Source organism: Bacteroidetes bacterium SB0662_bin_6 (assembly GCA_009839485.1).
In the GTDB taxonomy this organism is placed as follows: domain Bacteria; phylum Bacteroidota; class Rhodothermia; order Rhodothermales; family VXPQ01; genus VXPQ01.
The window spans coordinates 1-11249 of the sequence record VXPQ01000069.1 but is presented as its reverse complement, the minus strand read 5'-3'; the positions used below and the strand labels follow the sequence as shown (position 1 = coordinate 11249).

8 protein-coding genes are annotated in these 11249 nt (G+C 61.5%); 2 read left to right on the top strand and 6 right to left on the bottom strand.

The annotated features are described in order from the left end of the window. Positions 1–26: 26 nt before the first annotated feature. Positions 27–2108 (top strand): hypothetical protein, encoded by a 2082-nt coding sequence (locus tag F4Y00_11645; GenBank protein MYE05608.1) that lies wholly within the window; start codon positions 27–29, stop codon positions 2106–2108. A gap of 48 nt (positions 2109–2156) precedes the next feature. On the opposite strand, the gene F4Y00_11640 is transcribed toward F4Y00_11645, so the two are convergent. From F4Y00_11640 to F4Y00_11615, 6 genes are all read right to left on the bottom strand, one after another. Further along, positions 2157–3860, bottom strand: coding sequence for a CTP synthase (locus F4Y00_11640; GenBank protein MYE05607.1), 1704 nt, complete (start codon positions 3858–3860; stop codon positions 2157–2159). A 57-nt stretch (positions 3861–3917) separates the two neighbouring features. After that, positions 3918–4739, bottom strand: coding sequence for a class I SAM-dependent methyltransferase (locus tag F4Y00_11635; GenBank protein ID MYE05606.1), 822 nt, complete (start codon positions 4737–4739; stop codon positions 3918–3920). A gap of 5 nt (positions 4740–4744) precedes the next feature. After that, positions 4745–5899, bottom strand: a complete 1155-nt coding sequence (locus tag F4Y00_11630; GenBank protein MYE05605.1) for a glycosyltransferase — start codon at positions 5897–5899, stop codon at positions 4745–4747. Between the two features lie 3 nt (positions 5900–5902). Further along, a complete protein-coding gene (locus F4Y00_11625) occupies positions 5903–6874 on the bottom strand; it encodes a glycosyltransferase family 2 protein (GenBank protein ID MYE05604.1) in 972 nt (323 codons plus the stop codon). Positions 6875–6913: 39 nt separating this feature from the next. Beyond that, positions 6914–8908: a DNA topoisomerase (ATP-hydrolyzing) subunit B gene (gene gyrB, locus F4Y00_11620; protein ID MYE05603.1), complete on the bottom strand. Its 1995-nt coding sequence runs from the start codon at positions 8906–8908 to the stop codon at positions 6914–6916. A 412-nt stretch (positions 8909–9320) separates the two neighbouring features. Beyond that, a complete protein-coding gene (locus F4Y00_11615) occupies positions 9321–9974 on the bottom strand; it encodes a CBS domain-containing protein (GenBank protein ID MYE05602.1) in 654 nt (217 codons plus the stop codon). 334 nt (positions 9975–10308) lie between these two features. Between F4Y00_11615 and F4Y00_11610 the strand changes: the two genes are divergently transcribed. After that, on the top strand, positions 10309–11249 hold a 941-nt coding region (locus tag F4Y00_11610), incomplete at its 3' end, for a fibronectin type III domain-containing protein (protein MYE05601.1).

Here is an 11249-nt window from a genome sequence, read left to right as displayed (position 1 = left end):
CGGAGAACTGGAATGCGGCGCAGGAGGTGACGGTGTCGGCGGCTGTGGACAACGATGTAGACGACGATGCGGCGCTGCTGAACCACAAGGCGAGCGGTGGGGATTACGGTGAAGTGACCATACCCGATGTAGCGATCGAGGTCATAGACGAATACGGCGGCATCGACGTATCGGCCTGGCTTGCCCGATCCAGCCGCGCAGGCGCCGACCACCTTCTTTCTTCCGTGCAGCACCGTATGGAGAGGGTCGGTCGCGGCGTCTCCGGCATGCAGGCGTCCGTTGCAGGCCAGCGTATCGTATTCGGCGATTCGCCTGCACAGTCAGGCGGGGCTTTCTCCGGGGCTTCGGCGCTCTGGAGCGCTTCGCAGCAATCCATGACTGCCTCGCCCCTGGTAGGCAACGGCGGGCGTTCGGAAAATTCGTACGGGATGTCCCCGGGCCTTAACGCTGCGGCAAATCGTTACAGAAACCTGACGTTGCGCGATGCGCTGTCGCGAAGCGCTTTTCTGTATACAAGAGAGACGTCTTTGGGAAACTCCCTCGGGATATGGGGTCAGGGTTCGTTTTCCCGGTTCAGCGGCAGCGAGGCGGGCGCGGATATTACCGGAGACGTTATGTCGGGAACGGTCGGCATCGATAACAGCTTTTCCGGCTGGTTGCACGGGTTAGCGGTTTCGCGCAGCGAGAGCGAGGGGGCGTACCGGATAGCCGGCGAGGACAGTCTTTCCCTGTCGGCGTCGCTTACAGGCGTATATCCGTATGCGCGTTACAAGTTTACGGACCGTTTGCAGGTGTGGGGCACAGGCGGATACGGCAGGGGCTCGCTGCGTTTGCAGCGGGATTCGCTTGCTTCCTCGACCTCGGATCTTTCGATAATGCTTGGTTCCGCAGGCATGAGCGGCGATATCGTCTCCGCCGGATCGCGGGGTTTCGGATTGTCCTGGCAGACGGACGCGATGCTTCTTCGTTCTTCGCTCGACGCCTCGCGGTCGCTTATGTCCGTTACGGCGATGGTGCATCGCCTGCGTCTGGCGCTGAAGAGTTCCTATATCCTGAGGATGGGCGATCGCGCATCCCTTTCGCCGAAGGTGCAGTTGGGCGTGCGCCGCGACGGGGGCGACGCGGAGCAAGGCATGGGAGTGGATGTGGCCGGCGGCCTGGGCTTCATCCATTCCGGCTGGGGATTGCGCATGCAGGTGGACATGCACGGTCTGGTGGTGCATGAAGACAGCGACTTCGAAGAGTGGGGCGCATCGGGCATGATCCTGTTCGACCGTTCGCCTTCTTCGGAACTGGGTATGTCGTGGCGGTTTATCCCCTCCTGGGGATCGGCGTCGTCTTCCACGGGCGGCATGCGGGCGCTCTGGTCCCGCAAGACGATGTCGGGTCTGGCGGGCCTCGGGCGCGCCGGCCTTGCCGAGGACCGCTCGCTTCGTCTGGACAGTCGCTTCGATTACGGGTTTGCTGCTGGAGAGCACGGCGTGGCATCGCCGTACGCCAGCGTTTCCGTCTCCGGCAGCGAAGCAGCAATCACTTTGGCAGGTGCGGATGTGGAGATAGGCGGCGGGCTGGGCTATTCGAACCGGTCGATGGGCTTGCGCATGCGGGCCGGGATGCGCGGTTTGATGTCGGAGGAAGAGGCGGGCTTCGAAGAGTGGGGCGCCTCGGGCGTCATCTTCTTCGATCCCGACCCGTCCTCTCCTTTGGGCGCCTCGTTCAATGTATCGCAGTCCTGGGGCATTACCCCCCGGACGGGGTTCGGCGGGATACAGACTATGGGAGGTACGCAGACTATGGGGGCGATGCGTGAACGCGAGCCCCTGCCCCGGTCTGTAACGGGTATGTCCCGGGATTATCTTTATGGTCAGCCCCTGCGCGTGGAAGGAGAAATGGGCTACGGTTTTCCGGCCTCGGGGGGCAAAGGCGTGGCGACCCCCTACGCAGGCGTTGCTTTTTCCGATCGGGGCCGCAGCGGCATTCTTCTGGGGTTCAACCTGCAGGCGGGCAGACGCTTCCTCCTCAATCTCGAGGGCAGCACGCCCAGGACCAGGGCGATCTCCTTCGATTCCATGCCCGAATTCAGGGTCAGGGGCCTGCTGAAGTGGTAACGCGGTCGTGGCCCCCATTCGATAACGGTTCGCCGAGGGGGTCGCCCCCTACATCTTCGCGGACGCCAACTGCACCACCTTGCGGCGGCGCGAGGGACGCGGCGATTCCATCAGGTCCTTCTTCTCGCGGGCCAATTCCACGCACGCCCCGACAAAGGACCGGAAAAGCGGGTGCGGCCGCGCTACGGTGCTCTTGTATTCGGGATGGAATTGCACCCCCACGAACCAGCGGTGTGCGGGCAGTTCGATGATCTCCACGAGGTCCCGCCCCGGATTGACCCCCGTGAAGCGCATGCCGTGTTCGAGCAGTTTGTATCGCAGCACGTTGTTCACTTCATACCGGTGCCGGTGCCGCTCCGATATTTCCAGCGTCCCGTAAATATCGGCCACGCGGGAATCTTCGGTAATGCGGCATTCATACGCTCCGAGGCGCATGGTGCCTCCCTTGTGGACGATCCGCTTCTGCTCCTCCATGATGTCGATGACCGGATACGCCGTATCGGGGTCGAATTCGGTCGAATGGGCACCCTCCCAACCGCACACATGCCGCGCAAACTCCACGACGGCGCACTGCATCCCGAGGCATATCCCGAGAAAGGGAATGTCGTTTTCGCGCACGTACCGGACGGAAGCCAGCTTCCCGTCGATGCCCCGGTCGCCAAAGCCCGGCGCAATCACAATGCCCGCCACATCGCCGAGCAGTTCTTCCACATTGTCTTCTGTAACGTCGTCGGATAATACATACTTCAGATCGACGTGTACTCCGTTCGCCGCCCCCGCCAGAATAAAACTTTCGGTGATCGACTTGTACGCATCCTGGTGTTCCACATACTTGCCCACCAGCGCAATGCGTACGGCGCCCTCCGTATTCTTCAGCGTTTTCAGAAAGTCGATCCACTCCTGCATGCCCGGCGAATCCGTAATCGCGGAAGCGCCGTCCCCGGACGTCATGCCGAGCCGCTCGAACACGATATCGGCCAGACCCTCTTCGGCAAGAAGCAGGGGCACTTCATAGATGGATGCCGCATCCCGGGCCGCGATCACCGCCCGCGGCTCCACGTTGCAGAAAAGCGCGATTTTTTTTCGCAGGTCCTCATCCAGCGGCCGCTCCGAACGGCATACCAGGACATCCGGTTGCAACCCGTAGGACAGGAGCGTTTTTACGGAGTGCTGCGTCGGCTTCGTTTTCAGCTCGCCCGCCGCATCGAGATACGGCACAAGCGTCAGGTGTACATCCAGCGCATTCCGCGCGCCGATCTCGTACCGCAACTGCCGAATGGCTTCGAGATAGGGCTGGCTTTCGATGTCGCCGACCGTCCCGCCGATCTCGGTAATCACCACGTCGTACCGACCCGTATCGCCGAGCTTCAGCATTCTTTGCTTGATCTCGTCGATGACATGGGGGACCACCTGTACGGTCTTGCCCAGATACGCCCCGGCGCGCTCTTTCGTAATCACATCGAGGTAGATGCGCCCGGTCGTGACATTGTTGGCCTGGCTCATCGGGCGCCCGAGGAAGCGCTCGTAATGCCCAAGGTCCAGATCGGTCTCCGCCCCGTCTTCCGTGACGTAGACCTCCCCATGCTCGTAGGGGTTCATCGTCCCGGGGTCGACATTGATGTAGGGATCGAGTTTCTGAATGGTCACGCGCAATCCCCGCGACTCCAGCAGCCTCCCCAGCGATGCGCAGACGATCCCCTTGCCCAGCGAGGACGTAACCCCTCCCGTAACAAAGATATATTTGGTATGCATGGATCTCCCCGGTTTACGCTGTAACGGTTGTTACGCGCCCCGGTTTCCATGCAGTTGCTATGCTTTTTTGCGCGCAACGAGGATCAGCCCCGTGCCGGTTTCGTTGCGGCTGCGCACATCCACCGCGTTCAGAACCAGGCCCACCGGCAGGGCCGCAAGGTAATACACCGGCAGCACCGCAAAAGCCAGCCGGGTGGCCGCCAGCATCTGCATGGGCCACTTGACGAGTATCCGCCAGGCTTTCGAACCGTATCGCCCGTAGGTGTACCGGGCCCGCACCGTTTCCAGCCCGGCCTCCTCCATTTTCTCCCGCAATTCCGCAAGACCGTACCCGGGGCGGACATGCTCGTCGACAAATCCTTCCTCGCCGTGCGTCTCCGTATCCGATCCCCCCTGATCCGACGGCGTGTTGACGATGACGTGCCCCCCGTCCCTCAGCATCTGCGCAAAATTGCGAAAAACGATCCGGTCGTCCTCGATATGCTCCATCACATCGACCGAAACGATGAGGTCGAACGCCTGGTCCAGAGGCAGCCCGGTCAGGTCGTATTCGCGAAATGCGATCCGATCCCGGAGCGACGTCCGCTCCACGAACCGCCTCAGATCGGCGAGATAATCCGGCTTGATGTCCACGGCAAGCACCCGGGCGCGCGGAAATCTCCGGGCGATATATTCCGCATACTGCCCGAATCCCGTCCCCGCATCCAGCACGTCCGCAGGCCGCCCCGCCGGCGCACCCCCCAGCAGCGCATGCACTTCCCGCCGCACATACCATGACCGCAGAAACACGGCATGGAGCAGCGCGAAAAACACGCGGTGCAGCACGGGATAGATACGGAAAAACTTTCCCAGCGCATCCTTGACCGGATCGTACTCCATGGATTCTATTTCAGCATGGTTTCAAGCGTATCCAGCAGCCGCCCCCACGAAAAACGCTCCCGTTCCCGCCGCACTCCTTCTGCAAAAGCGGCTTCCCGGTCTTCTCCGAAATAGCGTATGACGGCATCCGCCAGCGCCTCCGGGTCGCCGGGCGGGACCACATACCCCGACACGCCGTCCGTGACCACTTCGGCCAGCCCGCCCACATCCGTAACCACCACGGGCCGTTCGAAATGATACGCCGTCTGCACCACGCCGCTCTGCGTGGCCGATTCGTAGGGCTGCACCACCAGGTTCGCCGCTGAAAAATAGAGGCCCACCTCTTCCTCCGGAATATATTCCGCGCGCACGAGCACCGTATCCTCGAGACCGAGCGACGCAATCAGATCCCGGTACGTTTGTTCGTCTTCGTAAAACTCCCCCGCCACGACCAGCCGCGCCCTGGGCCGCCGGGCCAGAATCCGGGGCAGCGCCCGCAGCAGCACGGGCAATCCCTTGTACGCCCGGACGAATCCGAAGAAAAGCAAAAGGTCGGCGTTCTCGGGGAGTTGCAAGCGGCGCCGGGCTTCCCCGCGCGGGAGCGGGTCCCCGAAATGCCCGTAGACCGGATGCGGCGCCATCTGCACAGGGGCGGAAACACCCATCGCCCACAGATCTTCAGCTACCGCGTCGGACAGCGCAAGCAGCGCCTCGCACCGCTTCAGAAAATACCCTGCAAGGAGGGAAACGAAGCCGTGCCGCTTCTCGTGCGGGTACACGTTGTGCACGAGCGACGCCACCCGAACACCCCGCGCAGCCAGCCGCCGCGCCATCACGCCGTAGGCAGGTGCAAAAAAGGGCGTCCAGTACTGAAACACGACGGCCGCCGGGTCCTGCTCCGCAATCGCCTTTGCCGCGGCGCCCCAGGTACCCGGTCCTATGGAGTCGATCAGCCGGTGCGTACCCGGCGCCGGCACTCGACCCGGATCGAATTGCGACGTTCCGGGAAAGAGAAAGCCCGGATACTGCCGCCGGAATGTCGCCATGTACACCGGCCAGCCGCGATCCCGAAGCCCTGCCGCCACCGTGTCGGTGAACTGCGCAATCCCTCCCCGGAAAGGCGCAGCCGGGCCCACGAGAGCGATCTGCCGGCGGGTTCGTTCGGACGCCTCGGCTGCCATGGGTCAGTCCGCCGGGGGCAGGGTAGCCATCACGCGGTACGAATCGGTGCGCTCCATCCGGGGCCGGACGATCATTTCGCCAATCAGGCCCGTCGTGAACATCTGCACGCCCACCACCATCATCAGCGCTCCCAGCAGGAGCAGGGGCCGGTCCCCGATAGGATTCCCGAACGCGATCTTGTCGATGGACAGCCATAGGGACAGCACAAACCCGACAAAAAACGCCAGCGTGCCGAACGCACCGAAAAAGTGCATCGGACGGACGGCGAATCGGGTCAGGAACGTCACGGAAATCAGGTCCAGAAAGCCCTTGATGAACCGGTCCAGGCCGAACTTGCTATGCCCGTAGCGCCGCGCGCGGTGTTCCACCGGGAGTTCGGATATCCGATCATACCCCTCCCATTTGGCTAATAGCGGGATGTACCGGTGCAACTCTCCGTAGACGCGCACGCTCTTGACCACCTCCCGGCGATACGCCTTCAGGCCGCAATTGAAATCGTGCAGCCGGACCCCGGAAATAATCCGCGTCACCCAATTGAAGAATTTGCTGGGCACCCGTTTGCTCAGCGAGTCGCGCCGCGTCTTCTTCCAGCCGCTCACCAGGTCGAATCCTTCCTCGAGCCGGGCGATCAGCCCCGGTATCTCCGCAGGCACGTCCTGCAGGTCGGCGTCCATCGTCACGACGTATTTCCCCCGGGCCTGTTCGAACCCCAGGGCCAGGGCCGCCGACTTCCCGTAGTTGCGCCGGAGCCGCAGACCGGCGATGCGTGCGTCCTCCTTGTGCAAGGTCTCGATGATCTGCCAGGAAGCATCCTGCGACCCGTCGTCGACGAACCATATTTCGAAGCGGTACCCGGCGCCCTCGCACGCAGACCGGATCTCGCCGGCGAGTTCGGTCAGGGAATCCGCCTCATCGTACACGGGCACGACGACGGAAACGTCGGGGGCATCCTGTCGATCGGAAGGGTCCAACATGTTGCTGCGGGTACGTGGCCGTGCATCCTCCCCGGCGCGCTACGCATCGATGGTTGCGTACTTCGCGTTGCGCTCGATAAACTTGCGGCGCGGCTCCACGGCGTCTCCCATCAGGGTCGAGAACACGCGGTCGGCCACGGCGCCGTCCTCCACCGTGACCCGCTGCAGGCGCCGGGTGGCGGGATCCATCGTCGTATCCCAGAGCTGCTGGGGGTTCATCTCGCCCAGGCCCTTGTAGCGCTGAATGACGATCTTCGATTTTCCTTCCTTGCGCAACTCCCGCGTCTTCGCGGCCAGTTGCGCCTCCGTCCAAAGGTAGTGCTCCTGCCTGCCTGCCTGCACCTTGAAAAGCGGCGGCAACGCCACATACACGTAGCCGCTTTCGAAGAGCGGGCGCAGGTGGCGGTACAGGAACGTAAGCAGCAGGGTGCGGATGTGCGCCCCGTCCACGTCCGCATCCGTCATCAGGATGATCTTGTGGTACCGGAGGCGGGACAAGTCGAAGGAATCCTCCAGTCCGACCAGCCCCGTGCCGAGCGCCGTCACCATATTCCGGATCTCTTCGTTTTCGAGAATCCGGTCGAGACGGGCCCGCTCCACGTTCAGAATCTTCCCGCGCAGGGGAAGGATGGCCTGGAAATGGCGGTCGCGCGCCTGCTTGGCCGAACCGCCCGCCGAATCTCCCTCTACCAGGTAGAGTTCCGATTCCTCCGGATCGCGCGAGGCGCAATCGGCCAGCTTTCCGGGCAGTCCGCCGCCGGAAAAGGCGCTCTTGCGCTGCACCAGTTCGCGGGCTTTCCGGGCCGCCATACGGGCCTGCGCGGCAAGGATCACCTTATCGATGATGATCTTCGTCTGACGGGGATGATCTTCGAGCCACTGACCCAGTTTCTCGTTGACCAGCGTTTCGACGGCGCTCTGGACCTCGGAATTGCCCAGTTTGGTCTTGGTCTGCCCCTCGAACTGCGGCTCGGCCACCCGGACCGAAAGCACGGCGGTCAGACCTTCCCGGAAATCGTCCCCGGACAGATCGACCTTGGCGTTCTTCGTAAGGTTGTTGTTTTCCGCGTACGCCTTCAGGGTTCTGGTCAGCGCGCGGCGGAATCCCGAGATGTGGGTGCCCCCCTCGTGCGTATTGATGTTATTGACGAAGGAGAGGACGTTTTCGGTGTAGCCGGTGTTGTACCGCATCGCCAACTCCACGGGCACCTCCGCATCTTCCTCGGAGATGTAAATCGTTTCCTGCTGGATGGCCGTGCGGGTTTCGTCGAGATAATCGATGAACTCCACGATGCCCCCCTCGAAATGATATTCCTCGCGGCGCAGCGCTTCCTCTTCCTCGCGGCGGTCCTCGATACTGATGTGCACGTTGCGGTTCAGATAGGCCAGTTCGCGCAGGCGGCCCGACAGCGTGTCGAAACGAAACTCCGTCTCGGTGAAAATATCCGGGTCCGGGAGAAACGTCACCTCGGTGCCGGTCTCTTCGCCGTCCTTAAGGGCGCGCCCCCGCTTCACCGGGCCCAGCGGTTGGCCGCAGGCATACTCCTGGCGCCATTCGTAGCCGTCCCTGCGCACGATGGCCGTCAGCGTCACGGCGAGGGCATTCACGCAGGATACCCCGACCCCGTGCAGCCCGCCCGACACCTTATAGGTATCCTTATCGAACTTGCCGCCGGCATGCAGGGTCGTCATGACCACTTCCAGCGCAGAGCGTTTCTCCTTGGGATGCTCCTCCACCGGAATGCCGCGCCCGTTATCGATCACGCACACGGAGCCGTCTTCATCGATGGATACCTCGATCCGGTCACAGTACCCGGCCAGCGCCTCGTCGATGGCATTGTCCACCACCTCGTACACCAGATGGTGCAGGCCCCGGAGCCCTACGTCTCCTATGTACATGGCCGGGCGCTTGCGGACGGCTTCCAGCCCCTCGAGCACCTGGATGTTTTCGGCGCTATAACCGTTTTCGGCAGGCTCTATTGCTTGATCGGTTACTTGATCGATTGCCTGGTCGGTTGCCTGATCGGTGTGCATGAACCTGTTTGAAACTCGTAAACCGGAGGATCACGGGCCGGCGGGGACAGACCGCTGCGCCGGACAGAAAGGACGTGGGTGGATATAGGGCCTGTTAACACTATGCAGCGGCGCTCTGCGGGGCATATTTTCCTGCCAGGCCAGGCGCCGCGAGCGCAGTGTGGCCCAGCCACATAAGCGAGCGGCAACGCCGCATGGCGGGAAAACAGGCCCCGCCCTTCGGGTTCCGCCGGTCACGGCGTCACTCTTCGTTGCTCGTCGCTCATTTGGAACCACCAAACTTCACTCCTCGCGCCTTGATTGACGCCGTGCCTGACGGAACAGAGCATCGCTGCATAGTGCTAACAGGCCCTAGGCAGATAGACGCCCGTATATCCTTACAAGATACGAAATAGAGCGATGGAATGCTCGTTTACGCTTCCAGATACCGCAGAAATTCCTCGGCGCGCCACTGCATTTCCTCGTCCACGGAGTCGTCGCTGAAGACAGCTACGACATGGTACCCGTAGTGTTCGAGCAAATGCCGCACGCGAGAAGCGCTTTGCACATTCAGCTTGAGCGTGACCCGTGTTTTCCCGCTTGGGGTTTGGGGACGCTCGCACACGACGGACAGGATACGAATGTCGTTCTGTTCGATGGCATGGACGAGTTGCGACATCGAGTAGCTGTCCGGGTCTTCTTCGAGCGCCACGATAGCGCCGGCTTCCTGGGTGGAAAGCATCGCCGCGAACTGCTCGAACAGGTCATTCCGGCGGATCAGGCCCGCGTAGCGCCCTGTTTCGTCCACGATGGGAAGGGTGGTGAGATCGTGCCCGATCAGGATTTTGGCGGCCTCGAAGAGGTGCGCGTCAGGCGGGACGGAAAGGGGAGCCAGATCGGGAACGCCGGCGATCTCGGCATCCGGGCCCGCAGCGGATTCCAGAATATGCTCCTCCGAAACGATTCCGAGGAGCAAACCCTCCGCATCCACTACCGGGAAATGCCGCACGCGCAGCTCCATGAGAAGGCCCAGCGCATATTCCGCCGTATCGCGCGGCCCAAGAGGCAGCGGCGAAACCAGCATCATATCCCGGATGGTCGTTCCCATAGTGTCAGAGACCCGTTGCGTGCCTGTCTGTATTGGTCATTTACGAATAAGAACGGATAAGCGCAAGGGGTATCGGATAAAGAGTGTGTATACGTGAGGGCAATAACGATCCGCTCCGAAGGATGCCGAATGACAGGTATACCCCGAAGGTAACAGTAAAATTATGAATATAGCCTGTAATGTTACAGTTATGATATATAAACACAATGAAAATTGTCAGATGCATTGATAATTTGTTATAAACATTTGCTCACATCCAGCAATATTCACAAGATGAGTGACAAGTTTAGTAATTACCCGACGCGGCGAACAGATGACGCAAGAACCACTGAAAGAGAGAGCGCTTAGCCGCCCGGGAGCGGCGCGGCTGGTTGCGATAGCCGCTCTTTTCTCTGCTATGGTCGTTGTTACGAAGGGAGCGCAGGCGCAGACGAGCACCGTACTGGTGAGCAATATCGAACAAGAATCGTACGGCTTTACTCTCCTTTCTTTAATCGATGCTGCGCAGGGCTTTACGACGGGCAACAGTTCCGCCACCCTCAAAAGCATTGATGTAAAATTCTCCGGGGCGCCGAACTCGACCGTGAGCGTGAAACTGGCCACGGGGCTGCCCGGCGGCACGACGGAGGTTGCCACCCTGACCAATCCGTCGAGTTTCTCGAGTGGTAATCTCAGGTTCACCGCACCCGACAACACGACGCTGTCGGCCAACACGCAGTACTGGGTAGTGGTGTCGGCGGAAAACGCCCATGCAGGAAATAGCTGGATAACGACATCGGCCTCCGACGCCGAGGACCCGGGCGGGCGGACGGGATGGAGCATGGCCGACGACAGATACTGGCGAACGGTCGGCAGCACAACCTGGGTGAACACAACCTTGTTTGGGCGCACTGGAGACAACGTATTCATGATACGCGTCAACGGTCCTGCGGACACCCAGCCCCCGCCAAACCCGACTCCACTGACCACACCCACTACTCCCGCTACTCCTGCTACGCCGGGGACGATTTCGCATTCCCCCCAGTATTTGAAGGCAACACCCGGCGATTCAAAGGTGACGCTCACATGGGATGCGCCGTTCCACGACGGCGGCTCGGAGATCACCGGCTACGCATACCGGCTGAAGGAAAACGGCGAAGCCTTTGGTGTCGAGGATCTTGCGGCATGGTTGGACATCCCCGGTGGAGCGAGTACCTACGGCTACACGGTTACGGGCCTGACGAACGGAACGGAATACAAGTTTGAGCTGCGAGC

Bases quoted from the DNA above. Each gene is read 5' to 3' on its own strand.
- F4Y00_11615 (MYE05602.1), bottom strand. From the start codon at position 9,974: ATGATGCTGGTTTCGCCGCTGCCTCTTGGGCCGCGCGATACGGCGGAA.
- F4Y00_11635 (MYE05606.1), bottom strand. From the start codon at position 4,739: ATGGAGTACGATCCGGTCAAGGATGCGCTGGGAAAGTTTTTCCGTATC.
- gyrB (MYE05603.1), bottom strand. From the start codon at position 8,908: ATGCACACCGATCAGGCAACCGACCAGGCAATCGATCAAGTAACCGAT.
- F4Y00_11640 (MYE05607.1), bottom strand. From the start codon at position 3,860: ATGCATACCAAATATATCTTTGTTACGGGAGGGGTTACGTCCTCGCTG.
- F4Y00_11625 (MYE05604.1), bottom strand. From the start codon at position 6,874: ATGTTGGACCCTTCCGATCGACAGGATGCCCCCGACGTTTCCGTCGTC.
- F4Y00_11630 (MYE05605.1), bottom strand. From the start codon at position 5,899: ATGGCAGCCGAGGCGTCCGAACGAACCCGCCGGCAGATCGCTCTCGTG.